This window comes from Microbacterium sp. cx-55, assembly GCF_021117345.1.
Classification (GTDB): domain Bacteria; phylum Actinomycetota; class Actinomycetes; order Actinomycetales; family Microbacteriaceae; genus Microbacterium.
The window spans coordinates 2,227,208-2,244,824 of record NZ_CP088261.1; the positions used below are offsets into that span (position 1 = coordinate 2,227,208).

A 17,617-nucleotide genomic window follows, 5' to 3' on the forward strand; every position below is an offset into this window, starting at 1 on the left:
CCGTCTCGCGGGCTTTCGGGGCGCGCGCGGGTCAGTAGCCGCTGAAGGCGTCGGTCGTGATGCCGCGGGCCTTCTGCAGCGCCGGCGTCAGATCGGCGATCAGCGCGGGCGGGCCCGAGATGTAGGCGTGCCGGTTCTCGAGATCGGGAACGACACGGGCCAAGGCGGCCGCGTCGAGACGTTCCGGCCCACCCCACACCCAGCCGGCCGGCAGAGCCGTGGGCTCGTCGCGGGTGAACACCACGACGGGAACGCCGGATGCGGCGATGTCGTCACGGAACACGATCTGCGAGGAATCCGTGGCCACGTACACCAGCACGATGTCTCGGCGGTCGCCGGTCGCCGCCAGGTGCCGCAGGTGAGACACGAACGGGGTGACCCCGATTCCGGCCGCGACCAGCAGCAGCGGACGAGCACTGTCGCGCGGCAGAGCGAAATCTCCCCACACTCCCGTCACCGCCAACGTGCTGCCCGGCCCGACCTCGGCCAGCGCACGCTTGTACGTGCTCTGGGCGCCGACGCCGTCCCGGTAGGCGACGCGAACGGTCGGCAGGTCCTCGGGCGCCGACACGATGCTGAACGGTCGGCGGGTTCCCTTGGCATCGGCGCGGCGGTGGGGCACATCGAGCTCGAGGTACTGCCCGGCCTGGAACGCGAGCGGGCGAGCCGTGCGGAACGTGAGCTCCCGCACGGTCGGCGACGGCGACGTCCGCTCCACCAGCGTCAGCCGAACGGCCGCGCGAAGGCAGAACAGGAAGGCGACAAGGTTGCCGATCAGCAGCGCCCGCTCCTGGCCGAGCGTCATGTACCCGATCGCGATCGGCCAGCCGGCGAGCACACCGACCACCGTCGCCACGACGAGCTGCTGGCTGCGGCGTGGCGGCAGCGTGAGCGGCTCGGACAGCATGAACGCGCCGAGGAAGAGGAACGGGGATGCGGTGAGGATCTGACCGATCACGGTGGGGGCATCGAACTCGAGCCCGCTCTGACCGAACTGCACCACGACCCGGATGATGTTCACGACGATCGCCACGAGCAGGAAGAGTCCCACCACGCGAAGCTTCTCGGTGCGCCACAGCACCGCGATACCGAGGAGCAGCACCGGGCCGAAGAGGACGGGCGAACCGACCCACCACGCCGAGCCGCCGATTCCCGAATCGAGCGGCAGGAGCGCGGAGATGACGGTCACCACGGTCGCCCCGACCGCGGCGGGGTTGAAGATGTGCCGACCACGCCAGACCAGAAGGTACTTGGAGACGGATGCGGCCACCGCCGCGATCGCAATGCCGACGAGGCCGATCGGCTCGAGCGTCGGGCGCAGCACGAACAGCAGGATCGCCGCGGTGATGAGCGAGGACTCCGCGCGGAGCGGGAGGCGCAGCAGGCGCTGCATCCCGGTGTCGGCGAGCACCGACACGACGGCCAGCACGGCAGCGGTCACGAGAAGCTCGGCCGGGGTCGGAACGACGAGCCCGAACAGCGACAGCGCGAGCGCGATCACCGCGAGCAGCACGAGGGCGAGCTGCACGAAGCGGTACATCGAGAGCCGCCCCAGCAGGGCGGTCACGCGCTGCCGGGCAGCGGTGAGCGAGGCGATCATACGAACAGCTCCATTTCTGTGTCGGGCGCCCACTCCACGCGCCCGTCGGTCGTCATCCGTACCCAATCCACGCCCCACCGGGCGGCCAGTTCCGGGCCGCCGTCGAAGAAGAGCGCGGTCGCGGCGGCATCCGCGTACATCGCGTCATCCGCCAGTACCCACGTGGCAGCGACCCGCCGCACCGGCATTCCGGTGCGGGCATCGAGCACGTGGTGCAGTCCTTCTCCCCACGCGCGCCGGTTCACGGCAGACGCGCAGAGCGCCGCATCCGTCACCGTCGCGACACCGATCGCCCGGCTCGCGTCGTAGGGGTGTTCGAGGCCGACGCGCGTCGGCCCGCCGCGCACCGCGAGGTCGCCGCTGGCATCCACCAGCACCGTCCCCGCGACGCGCGGCGCGAGAATGCCGAGCACGAGATCGACGAGTCGGCCCTTTCCGAGGGCGCCCACATCGATCGTGGCGCCCGCACGAAGGCGAAGTTCGTCATCCCAGGTGAGCAGCGCAGGCCAATCGCCCGGCGCCGCCTGCGCGCCGCGGTCGACGAAGGAGTACCCCGCGTCGTAGCCGCGGCGCGCGAGGCTGTCGCCGACGAGCGGGTTCACCGCTCCCCCGGTGGCGTCCGAGAGCTCCCGGTACACCTCGAGCATCGCGGCCGCATCCGGGGGCGACGGCACCGCCGCGACCGAGCCGGTGGCGGAGGCGGCGGATGCGGTCAGCCCCAACACGAGCGAGTCCGCGCGGAACCGCGACCACGTCTCGTCGAAGACCTCGATCTTCCCCGCCACCTCGCGGCGGAGCAGATCGTCGATCGGCTCGTCGGTCACGATGTCCCAGCGGGTGCCGATCGCGTCGAACCGCCAGGAGTCGGCCATCAGGCCGCTGCTTCGCTCTTGATCTCTTCGACGGCCTGGTTGAATCCGCCGCTGGTGAGCGACGAGCCGGCGACGCGGCTGACCGAGATCTCGTCGATGCTCTTGCCGACCACCTCGTCCGAGATGCCGCCGATGAACTGCGACTGGTACTGCTGCGACTCGCGCGCCTGCGGGTCACCCGTCACCTCGACGGCGGTGATGACGTCGTCGGCGAGGGTCAGCGTGACGCTGATGTTCTCCACCGACTCGGGGGTCTGGTACGAGCCCTCGGCCGTGTAGGTGCCGTCGGCGTACGTGGAACCGGTGGACGCCTCAGCCGACGTGTCAGTGCCGGCATCCGCCGAGCTGGAGGACGAGCTGGTCGTCGGAGTGGTCGCGGTGTCTTCGGCGGTCGAAGACGGCGTGGTTGCGCACCCGGCGAGGGCGAGCATGCCCGCCACACCCGCGAGTGCGGCGGCGGAACGGATGGGGCGGGGTACGGCGTTCGTGCGGATCATGACGGTCCTCCTGGATGCGTGCCTCGCGACGACGCCCGGTCCCCCGGGTGCGTCTTTCGCGCTGTCAGTGCCGACGCGGTGCGCCGACACCTTCGATCCTTGAGGGCGACTCTATGAGAACCCTAGGAGTGGCCGCCGAAACCGCCTTACGCGGCGCCGTCGAACATGCTCGTGACCGAACCGTCCTCGAACACCTCTCGAATGGCGCGGGCGAGCAGCGGGGCGATCGGCAGCACCGTGAGCGCGGGGAAGCGCTTCTCCTCGGGCAGCGGGATCGTGTCGGTGACGACGACCTCGTCGATCGAGGGGTCCTGGAGACGAGTGACCGCCGGGTCGCTGAACACCGCGTGCGTCGCGGCGACGATGACGCGCTCGGCGCCGCTCGCCTTCAGCGCCTGCGCGGCCTTCACGATCGTGCCGCCCGTGTCGATCATGTCGTCGACCAGAAGGCAGACGCGGCCCTCGACCCGACCGACGATCTCGTTGACCGTCACCTGGTTGGCGACGTTCGGATCGCGGCGCTTGTGGATGATCGCCAGCGGAGCACCGAGGCTGTCCGACCAGGTGTCGGCCACGCGCACGCGACCCGTGTCCGGGGAGACGACGGTCAGCTTCGCGCGGTCGTCGGCGCTCAGGGTGCGCTCGAAGTACTCCAGCAGCACGGGCTTGGCGAACAGGTGGTCGACCGGGCCGTCGAAGAAGCCCTGGATCTGCGCCGCGTGCAGATCGACGCTCATGACGCGATCGGCGCCCGCTGTGCGCAGCAGATCGGCCACGAGCCGGGCGCTGATCGGCTCGCGCCCGCGCCCCTTCTTGTCCTGGCGCGAATAGGGGTAGTACGGAGCGACGACGGTGATGCGCTTCGCGGACGCGCGCTTGGCCGCATCCAGCATGATGAGCGTTTCCATCAGCCACTCGTTCACCGGCGGCCCGAAGGACTGCAGGAGGAACATGTCGCATCCGCGGATCGAGACCTCGAAACGGGTCAGGATCTCGCCGGACGCGAACGTGCGGTACTCGGTGGGCACACCTTCGGTGCCGAGCGCGCTCGCGACGTCGGTCGCCAGCTCCGGGTGCGAACGGCCGGAGGCGATGACCAGCCGCTTCTTGGTCTTTGCGACGAGTCCCGGGGCGATGCCGCGTTCGCGATCGAGATCAACCGTCTTGTCTTTGCGTGCCATCGCTCGTTTCCTGTGCCGATCGTGCGCGCGCCGCCGCATCCGCTGCGGCCGTGCCCGGTCTGTTGTTCTCGACCCATCCCTCGACATTGCGCTGAGGGGCGACGCTGAGAGCCAAAGCTCCTGCCGGCACATCCTTGCGGATGACGGCACCGGCACCCGTTTTCGCGCCGGCTCCGATTCTAACGGGCGCGACGAAGACGTTGTGCGAGCCGCTGTGCACTTCGTCGCCGATCTCGGTGCGATGCTTCGCGATGTCGTCGTAATTCGCCGTGATCGCGCCGGCTCCGAGGTTGACGCCGCGCCCGATGGTGGTGTCGCCGATGTACGACAGGTGCGGCACCTTGCTGCCCTCGCCGATCGTGGAGTTCTTCACCTCGACGAACGTTCCGGCCTTTGCGTCGTCGGCGAGGATCGCGCCGGCACGCAGGTACGCGAACGGGCCGACGTTCGCCCGGGCGCCGATGACCGCGAGTGTCGCGTCGCTGCGGCGGACGACCGCATCCGCGCCCACCTCGCAGTCCGTGAGACTCGTGTCGGGTCCGATCGTGGCGCCCGCGGCGATGGTCGTGGCCCCGAGGATCTGCGTGTTCGGAAGCACCGTCACGTCGGGCTCGAAGGTCGCGTCGACGTCGATCCACGTCGTCGCGGGGTCCAGGATGCTGACGCCCGCGCGCTGCCACCGCCGCACAGTGCGCGCGTTCAACAGCCGCGCGGCCTCGGAGAGCTGCACCCGGTCGTTGACACCGAGAGCCGCGGCCGGGTCGGGCGCGATCCCGACGGCGATCCGCTCCCCCGCGCGGCGCGCGATCCCGACCACGTCGGTGAGGTACTTCTCACCCTGCGCGTTCGCCTGCCCGACCTCGGGAAGGTGGCGGCGCAGCGCATCGGTCGTGAAGACGTAGACGCCCGCGTTGATCTCGTCGACCGCGGCCTCGTGATCGGTGGCGTCCTTCTGCTCGACGATGCGCTCCACATCGCCCGCCGCGTCGCGGAGCACCCGCCCGTAGCCGGCCGGTTCAGCCAGCACGGCGCTCAGCAGGGTCACGGATGCGGACCGGTCGCGGTGGGTCGCGATGAGCGCCTCGAGGGTCACCGGCTCGAGCAGCGGCACATCACCGCTCAGCACGAGCACATCGCCGGCGAAATCGCCGAGGCCGTCGAGACCGAGCTCCACCGCGCGTCCGGTGCCGGGCACGTCGTCCTGATCGACGACGACGGCATCGGGCAGAAGGTCGGCCACCGCACCGGCGACCTGCTCGCGCTCGTGCCGGACGACGACGACGATCCGCACCGGTGAGAGGGCAGCGGCCGTGTCGAGCACGTGCCCGACCAGGGGCCGGCCGGCGAGCGGATGCAGCACCTTCGGCAATCGCGACCGCATCCGGGTTCCCTGGCCTGCGGCGAGCACGATGACGGCGAGCGGTGCGGTATGCGTCTCTGACATGCTCCGCCGCCAGGATTCGAACCTAGACCTAACAGCTCCAAAGGCTGTCGTGCTGCCATTACACCACGGCGGATCACCGCGCTTTCGGGCACGGCCGTCCTCCAGTCTGCCATCTCGCCCGCGCTCTCACCCCGCACGCCGATCGGGACTCGCCCCCGGCCCCGGCACGCTCGATAATGGGCAGATGGCACACGAGTCCGATGAGGTCGACCGAATCGTCGGATCGTGGGTGACGCAGCGCCCCGACCTGGACTTCTCGCCGCTGGAGGTGCTCTCCCGCGTCGACCGGCTGTCACGCCACCTCGACCGCGCGCGCCGCGACGCGTTCCGCCGCAGCGACCTCGAGCCGTGGGAGTGGGACGTGCTCTCGGCGCTCCGCCGGTCCGGCGAGCCGTTCCAGCTCAGCCCCAAGCAACTCCTGCAGCAGACGCTCGTCTCCAGCGGCACGATGACGAACCGCATCGACCGTCTCGTCGGCCGGCGCCTGGTCCGCCGCGAGGCCGACCCCGGCGATGGGCGCAGCATCCTCGTCATCCTCACCGACGACGGCCGCACGCGCGTCGACGCCGCCATCACGCGCCTGGTCGACGCCGAGGCGATCCTGCTGCAACGCATCTCGCGCGGAGACCGCGACCGTCTCGCGGGGCTCCTTCGCAAGCTCTCGCTGGGATTCGACGCATGAGCGAGGGGACGCCCGAGAGCGTGGCCGGCAGCGACGGGACCGAGCCGGGACGCAGCGCACTCGAGCGATTCTTCGACGTGCGCTTCCGATCCGCCACCGCGATCTACGGTCTGATCGTCTTCACCTCGTTCATCACGATCTCCTCCGACGACATTGAAGAAGACGGCACGCCGATCTCGGCGGGCGGGATGCTGCTCGACGCGATACCGGCGCTCGCGATCTTCTACGCGGCGCACGTCTTCGCGCACACGCTCACCGATCACGGCGAGCGTGGCTTCGGAGTCGCGTTCCGCCGTGCCCTGCATCACTCGTCCGGAATGCTCTACGCCGCGTTGCCGACCATCGTCGTGCTCGTGATCGGTTCGTTCACGGGCTTGACGGGACTCGACGCGTACAACTGGTCGGCGTGGGTTGCTGTCGTGGTGCTCGGCGTGCTCGGCTACGCGGCGTACAGCCGGCGCCGAAGCTCGGTCATCGTCCGGATCCTCGGCGCCGTCGGCACCGCGTTCCTCGGCTTCACCCTGATCATCCTCGAGTACGCGCTGCACTGACTCCGGCCCGGCGGCGCGACCTCCCCGCACGCTCCGGCGGCCTCCGTCGCGCGCGCTGGCAACCTCCGTCGCGCGCGGCAACTCCTCCAGAATGCGGCATCCGGGGCTCCCCGGCCGGCCGACGCACGACTCTGGAGGAGTTAGCGCGCGGCGAGCGTGCGCACCGAGGTCGCGCTGCACTGACGCCGGCCGGGCGGCGCGAGCCCCGCGCCCTCCCGCGAGCTCCAGCGACCTCCGTCGCGCGCTACAACTCCTCCAGAACGCGGCTTCCGGGGCGTCCCGGCCTGCCGACGCACGACTTTGGAGGAGTTAGCGCGCGGGCGGGGCGCGCACCGCCTCAGTCGGCGGTCTCGCTGAGCTCGAGCCAGCGCTCTTCGAGCTCGGAGTTCTCGCGCTCGAGCGCGCTGATCTCCGCCATCTCCGCCGCGAGACCCGCGTAATCGGACTGGTCGTGGTCGGCGAGCGCCGCCCGCCGCGTCGCGATCTGCTGGTCGAGCTTGCCGAGCCGGCGTTCGATGGCCGAGACCTCTTTCTGCACCGCGCGGAGATCGGCGCCGGAGAGCGCCTTCGCTCCGGATGCGGGAGCAGCCACCCGCTCCGACCCTCGCGGCACGTCGCGGCGCAGCCGCAGGTACTCCTCCACCCCGCCGGGGAGGTGCCGCAGACGCCCGCCGAGGATGGCGTACTGCTGATCCGTCACCCGCTCCAGGAAGTACCGGTCGTGTGAGACGACGATCAACGTGCCCGCCCAGGAGTCGAGCAGGTCTTCGATCGCGGCGAGCATGTCGGTATCGAGGTCGTTGGTGGGCTCGTCGAGGATGAGCACGTTGGGCTGATCGAGCAGGATCAGCAGCAGCTGCAAGCGGCGCTTCTGCCCGCCCGACAGGTCTTTCACGGGCGTCGACAGCTGGGCCGAAGCGAACCCCATCCGTTCCAGCAGCTGCCCCGGGGTGAGCTCCTGGGCCTTGGAGCCGGCACCGATCGTGTAGCTCGTGCGCAGGTTCGAGATGACGACACGCACCGGGCTCTTCATATGCTCGTCAAGCTCGTCCATGCGCTGCGACAGGGTCGCGACCTTCACGGTCTTGCCGCGCTTGACGCGGCCGACGGTCGGCTGCACCGCACCTGAGACGAGCCCGAGCAGCGTCGACTTGCCGGCGCCGTTCACCCCGAGGATGCCCGTGCGCTCGCCCGGAGCGATCCGCCACTCGACGTCGCGGAGAATCTCGCGCCCGTCGTAGGACACTCCCGCGTCCAGGAGGTCGACGACGTCCTTGCCGAGGCGCGTAACCGCGAGCGACTGCAGCGAGACCCGGTCACGGATCTCGGGCACATCGGCGATGAGCTCGTTGGCCGCGTCGATGCGGAACTTCGGCTTCGTCGAACGCGCGGGGGCGCCGCGGCGCAGCCACGCGAGCTCCTTGCGGGCGAGGTTCTGCCGGCGCGCCTCGATCGCGGCCGACTGCCGGTCCCGCTCCACGCGCTGCAGGATGTACGCCGCGTACCCGCCGTCGAAGGGCTCGACGATGCGGTCGTGCACCTCCCAGGTGACCGTGCACACCTCATCGAGGAACCACCGGTCGTGGGTGACGACGAGCAGACCACCGGAGCTGGCCGACCAGCGGCGCTTCAGATGCTCGGCGAGCCATGCGATGCCCTCGACGTCGAGGTGGTTCGTCGGCTCGTCGAGAGCGACCACGTCCCAGTCGCCCGCGAGCAGCTGCGCGAGCGCGACGCGCCGACGCTGCCCGCCGGAGAGCGTGCCGAGTGTCGCGTTCCAGTCGAGGTCGCCGACGAGGCCGGACAGGATGTCCCGGATGCGGGCCTCCCCCGCCCACTCGTGTTCGGGGGCGTCGCCGACGATCGCGTGACCGACGGTTTCGTCGTCGTCGAGCGTGTCGGCCTGGTCGAGCACGCCGACGGTCACGCCGCCGCGTCGAGTCACCCGGCCGCTGTCGGGTTCACGCCGGCCGGCCAGCATGGCCAGCAGACTGGATTTGCCGTCGCCATTTCGTCCGACGATGCCGATCCGGTCGCCCTCGTTCACGCCGAGTGAGACGGAGTCGAAGACGACGCGGGTGGGGTATTCGAGCTGAAGGGCCTCTGCCCCGAGAAGATGCGCCATGTTGCTTCCAGGGTAGGCGCTGCGCACGCGCCCGCGCCCCACCCGCATCACAACGGCCCCCGGCACCGGAGTGCCGAGGGCCGCGCAGGGACGCGAACGTCAGCTCAGGTTGTTCTCCGCGAGCCAGTCCGCGGCGATGTCGGCGGCCGACTTCTCGTCGACGGTCGACTGCACGTTGAGGGCGACGAGGCCCTCGGGGGTCAGCGCGGCGCTGACCTTGTTGATCACGTCGGCGACCTGATCCGCGACCGCGGAGCTGACGACCGGCACGACGTTGGACGCGAGGAACAGGCCCTCCGGGTCTTCGAGCACGACGAGGTCGTCGGTCTGGATACGGGGATCGGCCGTGTACACGTTGGCGACGTTGACCGTGCCCGCGACCAGATCCTCGACCGTGGTGTCACCGGTCGGCGAGAACGCGACGTCAACGCCGTAGGTCGACGACAGGCCGGTCGGGCCGTACGGGCGCTCGGCCAGCTCGGCCGGACCGCCGAGGGTCAACGGCACGTCGACGTTCGCGAGGTCGGCGATCGTCTTCAGGTTGTACTGCTCGGCGAAGGCCGCCGTGACCGTGTACGAGTCCTGGTCGCTGGCCGTCGACTGGTCGAGCACCTCGAGCCCCTCGGGGAGGGCGGCGGGCAGGGCCGCGTAGACCTCGTCGGAGGTGCGGGCCTCGGTCTCGGCGTCGAAGAACTGCAGCAGGTTGCCGGAGTACTCCGGGAACAGGCTGACCTCGCCGCTTTCGAGCAGGGGGATGTAGGCATCCCGCTGACCGATGTTGAACTGGCGCTCGACCGTGACGCCGGCACCCTCGAGGGCCTGCGCGTAGATCTCGGCGATGATCTCGTTGGAGTAGTAGGCCTGCGAGCCGACGACGATGGTGGAGTCGGACCCCGTCGTGGCATCCGACCCTCCCTCGTCCAGCGGGTTGCTCGACGAGCAGCCCGCGAGCGCGAGTGCGGCGATCGCGACGCCGGCGAAACCGACGAGGCCCTTCCTGGTGCGTGCTGTGAACATGATTCCTCTTTCTCGGTGGGAGTGCGTGGCCGGTCGACCGGGTGGGTCAGGCCGGAACGTTCGGGGAGGCGGCGACGGCTCTGCGGCGCCGCGCGGAACGGGAGGAGCCCGACGCGGAGACGGATGCGGTGGCCCGTACGCCCTTCGGGACGGCGGCGTGCTGCAGAAGGGCGAACGCCCCGTCGAGGATCAGCGCGAGCGCGGCGACGAGGATGGCCCCGCCGATGATGACCTCGAGCTGGCGCAGGGCGAGTCCGGTGATGATGTACTGCCCGAGGCCCCCGAGGCCGATGTAGGCCGCGATCGTCACGGTCGCGACGACCTGCAGGGTCGCGGCGCGAATGCCGCCGATCAGCAGCGGCAACCCGAGCGGCACTTCTATGCGCCAGAGGATCTGCCACTCCGTCATGCCCATGGCGCGGCCGGCGTCGATCACGCGTCGGTCGATCGCCTCGAAACCGGTGTACGCCCCCGCGAGCAGCGAAGGAACGGCCAGAACAACGAACGTGAGCACCGCCGCCTCCGGCTTGTGCAGCACCCCGAGCAGCAGCGTCAGCAGGATGAGCAGACCGAACGACGGGATCGCTCGCGCCGCGCCCGAGACCGCGATCGCGAACTCCCGTCCGCGGCCGGTGTGCCCGATGTACCAGCCGAGCGGGACGGCGATCACCGCCGCTACCGCCACCGACACCGCGGTGTAGCCGAGCTGCTGGGCGGTGGCGACCGGGATCGACGTCATGGACGCGCTTCCGGCACCCCCGGAGAAGATCCACGCGATCGCGTCGCCGATGAGGTTCATGCGCTCGCCCCCGCGGCCACGATCGGGGCGCGCCGTGCGCGCGGCACCGCGGCGCGGCGGGTCCACGGCATCAGCACGCGTCCGAGGACGACGAGCAGGCGATCGACGAGGAGCGCGAGAAGCACCACGACGACGACGCCCGCGAGCACCTCCGGGATGATGCGGCGCTGCAGGCCGTTGGTGAACAGGTACCCGAGATTCGAGATGCCGACCAGGATGCCGACCGTCGCCAGCGAGATCGTGCTCGCGGCGGTGACGCGGAGCCCGGCGAGGATGACGGGCCCGGCGAGCGGGAAGTCGACGGCCCAGAAACGACGGAACGATCCGTACCCCATCGCCGTCGAGGCCTGCCGCACACCGGGATCGACCGAGTCGAGGCCGTCGGCGACCGATCGCACGAGGATCGCCACCGCGTAGATCGTCAGCGCGACGATGAGATTCGTCTCCGCGATGATCGAATACCACCCGGTGAGGCTCGGCAGCAGGATCAGCAACGCGAGCGAGGGGATCGTGTACAGGAGCCCCGTGATCGTGACGACTCCGCTGCGCACCAGACGGTAGCGCCAGGCGACCCAGCCGAGCGGGATCGCGACGACGAATCCGATGATCAGCGCCACGATGCTCTGACGCAGGTGCACGAGTGCCAACTCCCCGATCAGGGAGAGATTGTTCACCACCCAGTTCACGGCGTGGACTCACCCACGATCAGGCCCTGCGTGCGCCCCTCGGCATCCACGACGACCGTGCGGTCGCCCGTGCGACGCAGATGGAGGGCGCGCTTGCCCTTGTCGGCGCCGATGAACGCCGAGACGAAATCGTCTGCCGGGTTCTCGGTGATCTCGCTCGGGCTGCCGACCTGGAGCTTCTGCGCTCCCGCGGCGAGGATCACGACCTGGTCGCCGAGGAGGAACGCCTCGTCGATGTCGTGCGTGACGAAGACGACCGTCTTATCGAGCTCGCGCTGCAGCCGGATGAGTTCCTCTTGCAGCTCCGCCCGCACGATCGGGTCGACCGCCCCGAAGGGCTCGTCCATCAGCAGAATGTTCGGGTCGGCGGCGAGTCCCCGCGCGACGCCCACGCGCTGCTGCTGACCGCCCGAGAGCTGGCTCGGGTAGCGGTCGGCCATCGCCTGGTCGAGGCCGACGACCTCCATCAGCTCGAGCGCCCGCCTCCGCGCGTCGCGCCGGCTCGTTCCGGTGAGGACGGGGACGGTCGCGATGTTCTCGGCGACCGTGAAGTGCGGCAGCAGGCCCGCGTTCTGCATGACGTACCCGATGCGGCGCCGCAGCTCGACGGCCGAGCCGTCGAGCACGTTCTCGCCGTCGATCTCGATGACGCCCGCGGTCGGCTCGACCATCCGGTTGATCATGCGGAGCAGGGTCGTCTTTCCGCACCCGGAGGACCCGACGAAGACCGTCGTCTTGCGCGAAGGGATGACGAGGTCGAACCCCTGCACGGCGCGTGTGCCATCGGGGAACTCTTTGCTGACGCCGCGGAACTCGATCATGCGTGACTCCGCCCGACGGTCAGGCCGACACCTCGACGCGCGGGTCGAACGCGACATAACCGGAGAAGTCCGACCCCACGCGCTCGATCGCGGTGGGGAGCGGATGCGGGTACGACCACGCCAGATCAGCGTGCTGTTCGCCATCCGTCACGACGTGGAAGTACTGCGCGTCGCCCTTCCACGGACAGCGGTACGGCGTCGGGCTCTCGCTGAGCGCTCCCGCGGCGATGGACGCCGGCGGGAAGTACCAGTTGCCCTCGATGCGAAGGAGGTCCTCGTCTGCCGCCTCTGCCAATACCGCGTCGCCCAAACGTGCCTTCATGGTTGCCTCCCGGCCCCATCCGTGCCGCGGATCCGCAGCGTGTCACACGCTACCGGCGCCCACCGACACGAGGGCCGAGGATTGCGCTCCGTGACGGCGTATGGCAGGCCGAGGTCAGTACCAGTAGCTGAGGCGGGCGGGAATGTCCCAGCGGAACGTGCGATCGAGCGCGACCACGTCGGCGGTGCGGATGCGGCCGGCCGCAGCCAGCGTCACCGCCGACACCTGTCCGAGCACCAGCGCGGAGAGCTCGGCGACGCCGAGCTGCACCCGCACCGATCCTTCGGCGCCGGCGTCGCCCGCCTGCACCGTTCCGGCACCATCCGCATCGACGTCGAGGGTGTATTCGCCGGTGGTGAAGCCGAACGGGTCGTCGACATCGAGCACGAAGCGTCCCGGCGCGGCGTACCGGCGAGCGCCGAGCACCGCCGGCACATCGAGCACACGCAGGTAGTGGTGGTCGAACGTGGTGACGGTCGCCGCGCGCCGGTCGGAGATCATCCAGAGGAGCGGCTCGTCGATCGACAGCTCGCTGGCCCGCACCGTCGCGATCAGGTCAAGCTCGACGAAGTACCGCCAGAGGGCCGCGTACGCGTCATCGCCGTCGGCGAGCAGCGAGTGCAGGGTGACCGACGACTTCGTGTAGTCCTGGTCGTTCTCGGTGACCGTGTACAGCGCAAGGCCGCGGACGACCCCCGCGACGTCGGCGTACTGGATCGCCCGCAGCTGGCCGGGCTTCTCCGCATCCGGGCGCGTGCCCGCGAAACGGTCCCAGTGCCCCCCGGGCATCTCGAACTCACCGGGACGCACCGCGCGGATGCGGTCGAACACCTCCGGGGCCTGCGCGCGCCACCGGTCGCGCGAGATGAAGTCGATGCGCCCGTCGGGCACGGGACCTGCCCAGGACGTGCGCTTCACGTCGAGCTCGAGCGATGCCACCGACGCGGCCGGGGCGAACCCGTACCGGCCGTAGATCGTCGATTCGGTCACGGTCAGCGACGCGATCGGCAGGCCGCTCTCGACGGCGACGCGAAGCTCGCCCTCCATCATGGCGCGGGCGAGTCCCCGCCGACGGTGGGTCGGCGAGACCGTCACGCCGCTGATCCCGCACGAGGGCAGCTGCCCGCCGGGCACCGAGAGGACGCCGACCCACGACGCGAACGTCGCGACGGGCTCGTCGGGCTCGGGCGCGCTGTCATCGAGCACCGCGATCAGCCGGCGGTATCGGAGCAGGTCGAAGCCCGTGTCGCGCTGCACCTCGGTGCGCTCGCCCTCGAGGAAGCCCCGGGTCACGGAGCGCTGCCAGGCGGCGAACTCGGCGAGGTCGTCGTTGCGGAGACGGGTGAGGCGGAGTCCCCGCCGGGCGACACGGGCGGCGGATGCGGGATCCGCCGGCATGTCGTGGTGGGCGTTGACGAACGTGTCGTCCATGGGTCATCCCTTCGTGGAAGCGGGTGGTGTGCGGCGGGATCAGTCCACGATGCGCGCGCCGGGCACGGGACCGTGCACGTGACGGGCGACGTGACCGCTGGCGCTCAGCACGACCTGCAGGTCGATGGCGGACTCCGCGTCGGCGGCGAGGAACGCGATGGTGGGGCCGGACCCCGAGACGAGACCGGCGAGCGCGCCCGCGCCCTCCCCCTCTTCGAGGACCGGCACGAGATCGGGCCGAAGGTGCAGAGCGGGGGCCTGGAGGTCGTTGCGCGCGCAGGCCGCGAGCATCGCCGCGTCGCCCGCACGGATCGCGTGCAGCACATCGCGGTCGACGACCGGAGTGTGCGCGGCGGGTCCGATGTCGACGGCGTGACGCTCGCGATGCTCGTCGAGCGCCCGGTACACGGCCGGAGTCGAGAGACCGTGCGGGTTCGTCACGATGACCCAGTCGAAGCGTCCGCGCGCGAGCGCCGGGCTCAGCTCATCGCCGCGCCCGGTTCCGACGGCGGTGCCGCCCATGAGCGCGAACGGCACATCGGCGCCGAGGCGCGCGGCCAGGGCGTGGAGCTCTGCGGGCGGAAGACCCGCGCCCCAGAGCGCATCGCAGGCGAGCAGCGCGGCCGCCGCATCCGCCGACCCGCCGCCCATTCCGCCGGCGACCGGCACGCCCTTGCGGATCTCCAGGTGCACTCCGCCGCGGTGGCCGATCTCTGCGGCTAGCAGCCGAGCCGCTCGCACCGCGAGGTTGCGGTCATCGAGCGGCACGCCCGCGACGTCGACGGCGCCCGTGACCGAGACGGTGATCTCGTCGCTCTCGCTCGCCCAGACATCTTCGAAGGCAGAAACGGCCTGATAGGCCGACGCGACCTCGTGGTAACCGTCGGGCTGCAGCTCGCCGACCTCGAGGAAGACGTTGATCTTCCCGGGGGCGCGAACGTGCACGCGCCGGGCCGACCGAGAAGTGCTCACCCCAGCAGCCTAACCAGCCCCGGCCCGCACGCCGGGTCCCGGATGCATCGGGCCCCGGTAACCCCGCCGTAACGCACGTGACCTACGCTGACGAGATGGTCTCGTTGTCCGCGCTCCCCACCGACCCGCACCCGTGGTCGTCGCTTCTGTCCCGTGAAGACGTCGTTCTCGATCACGGCGTTCTGCATGTGCGGCACGAAGACCTCTCGCCGGAAGAGGCCCGCATCGCCGACCTGCTGCGCATCGCGGAGGCTCTCGACGAGGTGGGCGTCGCCCACATCCTGATCCGGCACGGACGACGTCAGCCCGCGCTGGCCGTCGACACGGCCGACCGCGAGCGCGCGTGGGCGGCGATCGTCGCGCTCTGCGACACCGAGCCGTTCTACGCCAAGCCCAAGGGTCTGACCGCGATTCCGGTTCCGGATCTCGCCGCCGAGCGCCGCGGACCGTCGTCGATGCGCGTGTTCCGGCCGCGGATCACCTCGGGCGGGCTGCGCTACGGCGCCGGCAGCGGCGTGCGGCTCGAGTTCTGGCGGATGGGTGCGGAGACGATCGAAGCCCCGCACGCCAACGCGCTGACCCGACGGGTCATGCCGACCGCCGACATCGAGTTCGCCGAGATCTCGCGCTACGGGCGCGGATGGCGAACGATCTCGGGCATGTTCGACGCGCACCCGGCGGAATTCACGCAGGACATCGACATGGTCTTCTCGTGGGTGGACGGCTCGTCCAGCGAGTTCCAGCGCCAGCGCGCCGCGCAGATGGAAGGGTACGTCGTCGGCGAGGGCGACGAGGGCGCCGCCCGATACCGTCACGTCGACGAGCTGCGCTACGCGCTGCGGAGCGTGCACATGTACGCACCGTGGGTGCGGCGGATCTTCATCGCCACCGACTCCCCGCAGCCCGCCTGGCTCGCGGACGACCCGCGGGTCACCGTCGTTCCCAGCGAAGAGTTCTTCGCGGACACCTCGGTGCTCCCGATCCACAACTCGCACGCGGTCGAAGCGCAGCTGCACCGCATCGACGGGCTCGCCGAGCACTTCCTGTACTCGAACGACGACATGTTCTTCGGTCGCCCGGTCGAGCCGGAGCTCTTCTTCTCCCCCGCCGGGATCAGCCGCTTCGTGGAGTGCGACATCCGCATCGGCACGGGCGCGCCCGCCCCGCACCGGAGCGGCCACGACAACGCCCTGCGCGTCAACCGCGCTCTCCTGCACGAACGCTTCGACCGCACGATCACGCACGACCTCGAGCACTGCGCGACGCCGCTGCGGCGAAGCGTCATGAGCGAGCTCGAGCAGACCTTCCCCGACGACTTCGCGCGCACGGCCGCATCCCGGTTCCGTTCCGCGACCGACGTCTCGGTGACGAACAGCCTGTACCACTACTACGCGATGTTCACGGGGCGTGCGGTCGCGACGACCGCGCCCCGGACGCGCTACTTCCAGACGACTCTCGCCGACTCGCTGCGCCGGATGGAGCGGCTCTCCGAGCGCTCCGACGTCGACATGTTCTGCCTGAACGACGGCGGATCGGGCGTTGAAGTACCGGAAGAGGTGCGTGTGCGCGTGGTCACCGAACTCCTGGAGCGGATGTTCCCCGTCCGCGCACCCTGGGAGGTGCCGGCGGTCAGCGCAGAATCGGCACAGGGGCCGTCGGAGGCATCCGGCGGGCGCTGACGTCCTGCTCGATCCCGGCCTCGTGCAGGCGCCGGAGGGCTTCGCTCGGGTCGATGTACTCGAGCGGGCGCGGCGCCTCGACCGAGACGACCGAGTGCACGACGGTGTCGGCGAAGACGTGCACGAGGTTGTAGGACTGCGAGCCGTCCTGCGGGCGCGTGCCGCCGACCGGAACCGTCAGGTCCTGGGCGTAGCAGGTGGATGACGCGACCGACACCGGGATACCGGCGAAGGTCGCGAACGTCGAGTAGTGCAGGTGCCCGGCGATGATCGCGCGCACATCGGTGCCGCGGAGCACCGTCGCGAGCGAGCGCTGGTCGCGCAGCTCCACGCTGGCGGCGAGCGGCAGAACGCTCGGCACGGGCGGGTGATGGAGGGCCAGGATCGTGCCGAGCGGCGCGGGCGAGGCCAGCACGCCGGAGAGCCATTCGAGCTGCTCGGGGCGCAGCTCGCCGTGGTGGTGCCCGGGCACGGAGGTGTCGAGGGTGATCAGGCGGAGCCCGTCGAGCTCGTCGACCCGATCGATCGGCGTGCCCTCGGCCGGGGCGTCGAGCAGGCGTTCGCGGAACGCACCGCGGTCGTCGTGGTTGCCCATGACCCAGAACACGGGGGCACCCAGGCGTGCGGCGAAGGGTTCGACGAGCTCACGGAGCGCCGTGTACGCGTCGGCCTCGCCGAGGTCGACGAGGTCTCCGGTGAAGACGATTCCGTCGGGGGTGACCCCGCTCGCTTCGATGCCGTCGAGAGCGCGCTGCAGGCGGCGCTCTCCGTCCACCCGATCGAACAACAGGGGTCCCGGTGCACGCAGGTGCGTGTCACTCAGATGCAACAGGACTCGTTCGGCCGCGGGATGCTCCCCGGTTCGCATGAGCGTGCTCCTCGCCCACGGACCGCAGATCGGGCCGTGTCGTGAGGAAAATGCTACCGAACGGAGCCTC

Annotated in this window: 17 protein-coding genes and 1 tRNA gene; 3 read left to right on the forward strand and 15 right to left on the reverse strand. The window is 70.4% G+C overall.

Annotation, left to right across the window (positions count from 1 at the left end):
• Positions 1-31 precede the first annotated feature (31 nt).
• From LQ938_RS10540 to LQ938_RS10565, 6 genes are all read right to left on the reverse strand, one after another.
• On the reverse strand, positions 32-1,600 hold the full coding sequence (locus LQ938_RS10540) for an FAD-dependent oxidoreductase (RefSeq protein WP_223720635.1): 1,569 nt from the start codon (positions 1,598-1,600) through the stop codon (positions 32-34).
• Positions 1,597-2,472 carry an FAD:protein FMN transferase gene (locus LQ938_RS10545; protein ID WP_223720634.1) on the reverse strand — a complete coding sequence of 292 codons (876 nt, stop codon included), beginning with the start codon at positions 2,470-2,472 and terminating at the stop codon, positions 1,597-1,599. Before LQ938_RS10545 ends, LQ938_RS10540 begins: the two co-directional genes overlap by 4 nt.
• The gene (locus LQ938_RS10550) at positions 2,472-2,969 is read right to left on the reverse strand and encodes an FMN-binding protein (RefSeq protein ID WP_223720633.1); all 498 of its coding nucleotides are present in this window, start codon (positions 2,967-2,969) and stop codon (positions 2,472-2,474) included. The genes LQ938_RS10545 and LQ938_RS10550 overlap by 1 nt, the downstream gene beginning before the upstream one ends.
• A gap of 146 nt (positions 2,970-3,115) precedes the next feature.
• Positions 3,116-4,150: a ribose-phosphate diphosphokinase gene (locus tag LQ938_RS10555; RefSeq protein ID WP_223720632.1), complete on the reverse strand. Its 1,035-nt coding sequence runs from the start codon at positions 4,148-4,150 to the stop codon at positions 3,116-3,118.
• Positions 4,125-5,594, reverse strand: a complete 1,470-nt coding sequence (gene glmU, locus LQ938_RS10560; RefSeq protein ID WP_223720631.1) for a bifunctional UDP-N-acetylglucosamine diphosphorylase/glucosamine-1-phosphate N-acetyltransferase GlmU — start codon at positions 5,592-5,594, stop codon at positions 4,125-4,127. Before glmU ends, LQ938_RS10555 begins: the two co-directional genes overlap by 26 nt.
• A gap of 1 nt (position 5,595) precedes the next feature.
• Positions 5,596-5,667 (reverse strand) — tRNA-Gln (locus tag LQ938_RS10565).
• A 111-nt stretch (positions 5,668-5,778) separates the two neighbouring features.
• Between LQ938_RS10565 and LQ938_RS10570 the strand changes: the two genes are divergently transcribed.
• Both LQ938_RS10570 and LQ938_RS10575 read left to right on the forward strand, forming a co-directional pair.
• Positions 5,779-6,276 carry a MarR family winged helix-turn-helix transcriptional regulator gene (locus LQ938_RS10570; RefSeq protein WP_223720630.1) on the forward strand — a complete coding sequence of 166 codons (498 nt, stop codon included), beginning with the start codon at positions 5,779-5,781 and terminating at the stop codon, positions 6,274-6,276.
• A complete protein-coding gene (locus LQ938_RS10575; protein WP_223720629.1) occupies positions 6,273-6,827 on the forward strand; it encodes a hypothetical protein in 555 nt (184 codons plus the stop codon). The genes LQ938_RS10570 and LQ938_RS10575 overlap by 4 nt, the downstream gene beginning before the upstream one ends.
• A gap of 337 nt (positions 6,828-7,164) precedes the next feature.
• Here the strand turns inward: LQ938_RS10575 and LQ938_RS10580 are convergent, their stop codons facing one another.
• The 8 genes from LQ938_RS10580 to LQ938_RS10615 all read right to left on the reverse strand — a co-directional run bounded on the left by LQ938_RS10580 (position 7,165) and on the right by LQ938_RS10615 (position 15,000).
• The gene (locus tag LQ938_RS10580) at positions 7,165-8,952 is read right to left on the reverse strand and encodes an ABC-F family ATP-binding cassette domain-containing protein (protein ID WP_223720628.1); all 1,788 of its coding nucleotides are present in this window, start codon (positions 8,950-8,952) and stop codon (positions 7,165-7,167) included.
• Between the two features lie 99 nt (positions 8,953-9,051).
• Positions 9,052-9,969 carry an ABC transporter substrate-binding protein gene (locus LQ938_RS10585; protein ID WP_223720627.1) on the reverse strand — a complete coding sequence of 306 codons (918 nt, stop codon included), beginning with the start codon at positions 9,967-9,969 and terminating at the stop codon, positions 9,052-9,054.
• A gap of 46 nt (positions 9,970-10,015) precedes the next feature.
• The gene (locus tag LQ938_RS10590; RefSeq protein ID WP_223720626.1) at positions 10,016-10,768 is read right to left on the reverse strand and encodes an ABC transporter permease; all 753 of its coding nucleotides are present in this window, start codon (positions 10,766-10,768) and stop codon (positions 10,016-10,018) included.
• The gene (locus tag LQ938_RS10595; protein WP_223720625.1) at positions 10,765-11,454 is read right to left on the reverse strand and encodes an ABC transporter permease; all 690 of its coding nucleotides are present in this window, start codon (positions 11,452-11,454) and stop codon (positions 10,765-10,767) included. The genes LQ938_RS10590 and LQ938_RS10595 overlap by 4 nt, the downstream gene beginning before the upstream one ends.
• Entirely contained in the window at positions 11,451-12,275 is an 825-nt protein-coding gene (locus LQ938_RS10600; RefSeq protein WP_223720624.1) for an ABC transporter ATP-binding protein, read from the reverse strand. The genes LQ938_RS10595 and LQ938_RS10600 overlap by 4 nt, the downstream gene beginning before the upstream one ends.
• Positions 12,276-12,294: 19 nt before the next feature.
• A complete protein-coding gene (locus LQ938_RS10605; protein ID WP_223720623.1) occupies positions 12,295-12,597 on the reverse strand; it encodes a DUF427 domain-containing protein in 303 nt (100 codons plus the stop codon).
• A 114-nt stretch (positions 12,598-12,711) separates the two neighbouring features.
• Positions 12,712-14,028, reverse strand: a complete 1,317-nt coding sequence (locus LQ938_RS10610) for a GNAT family N-acetyltransferase (RefSeq protein ID WP_223720622.1) — start codon at positions 14,026-14,028, stop codon at positions 12,712-12,714.
• A 39-nt stretch (positions 14,029-14,067) separates the two neighbouring features.
• Positions 14,068-15,000, reverse strand: a complete 933-nt coding sequence (locus LQ938_RS10615) for a 4-(cytidine 5'-diphospho)-2-C-methyl-D-erythritol kinase (protein WP_223720621.1) — start codon at positions 14,998-15,000, stop codon at positions 14,068-14,070.
• A gap of 95 nt (positions 15,001-15,095) precedes the next feature.
• Here LQ938_RS10615 and LQ938_RS10620 point away from each other — a divergent pair, with 95 nt between their 5' ends.
• The gene (locus LQ938_RS10620) at positions 15,096-16,679 is read left to right on the forward strand and encodes a stealth family protein (RefSeq protein ID WP_223720620.1); all 1,584 of its coding nucleotides are present in this window, start codon (positions 15,096-15,098) and stop codon (positions 16,677-16,679) included.
• Here LQ938_RS10620 and LQ938_RS10625 read toward each other — a convergent pair.
• Positions 16,630-17,547 carry a phosphodiesterase gene (locus LQ938_RS10625; protein ID WP_223720619.1) on the reverse strand — a complete coding sequence of 306 codons (918 nt, stop codon included), beginning with the start codon at positions 17,545-17,547 and terminating at the stop codon, positions 16,630-16,632. The genes LQ938_RS10620 and LQ938_RS10625 overlap by 50 nt on opposite strands.
• Positions 17,548-17,617: the final 70 nt, after the last annotated feature.

Excerpts from the sequence above, each read along its gene's own strand:
- LQ938_RS10540 (WP_223720635.1), bottom strand. The coding sequence starts at position 1,600 with ATGATCGCCTCGCTCACCGCTGCCCGGCAGCGCGTGACCGCCCTGCTG.
- LQ938_RS10545 (WP_223720634.1), bottom strand. The coding sequence starts at position 2,472 with ATGGCCGACTCCTGGCGGTTCGACGCGATCGGCACCCGCTGGGACATC.
- LQ938_RS10550 (WP_223720633.1), bottom strand. The coding sequence starts at position 2,969 with ATGATCCGCACGAACGCCGTACCCCGCCCCATCCGTTCCGCCGCCGCA.
- LQ938_RS10555 (WP_223720632.1), bottom strand. The coding sequence starts at position 4,150 with ATGGCACGCAAAGACAAGACGGTTGATCTCGATCGCGAACGCGGCATC.
- glmU (WP_223720631.1), bottom strand. The coding sequence starts at position 5,594 with ATGTCAGAGACGCATACCGCACCGCTCGCCGTCATCGTGCTCGCCGCA.
- LQ938_RS10570 (WP_223720630.1), top strand. The coding sequence starts at position 5,779 with ATGGCACACGAGTCCGATGAGGTCGACCGAATCGTCGGATCGTGGGTG.
- LQ938_RS10575 (WP_223720629.1), top strand. The coding sequence starts at position 6,273 with ATGAGCGAGGGGACGCCCGAGAGCGTGGCCGGCAGCGACGGGACCGAG.
- LQ938_RS10580 (WP_223720628.1), bottom strand. The coding sequence starts at position 8,952 with ATGGCGCATCTTCTCGGGGCAGAGGCCCTTCAGCTCGAATACCCCACC.
- LQ938_RS10585 (WP_223720627.1), bottom strand. The coding sequence starts at position 9,969 with ATGTTCACAGCACGCACCAGGAAGGGCCTCGTCGGTTTCGCCGGCGTC.
- LQ938_RS10590 (WP_223720626.1), bottom strand. The coding sequence starts at position 10,768 with ATGAACCTCATCGGCGACGCGATCGCGTGGATCTTCTCCGGGGGTGCC.
- LQ938_RS10600 (WP_223720624.1), bottom strand. The coding sequence starts at position 12,275 with ATGATCGAGTTCCGCGGCGTCAGCAAAGAGTTCCCCGATGGCACACGC.
- LQ938_RS10605 (WP_223720623.1), bottom strand. The coding sequence starts at position 12,597 with ATGAAGGCACGTTTGGGCGACGCGGTATTGGCAGAGGCGGCAGACGAG.
- LQ938_RS10610 (WP_223720622.1), bottom strand. The coding sequence starts at position 14,028 with ATGGACGACACGTTCGTCAACGCCCACCACGACATGCCGGCGGATCCC.
- LQ938_RS10620 (WP_223720620.1), top strand. The coding sequence starts at position 15,096 with ATGGTCTCGTTGTCCGCGCTCCCCACCGACCCGCACCCGTGGTCGTCG.
- LQ938_RS10625 (WP_223720619.1), bottom strand. The coding sequence starts at position 17,547 with ATGCGAACCGGGGAGCATCCCGCGGCCGAACGAGTCCTGTTGCATCTG.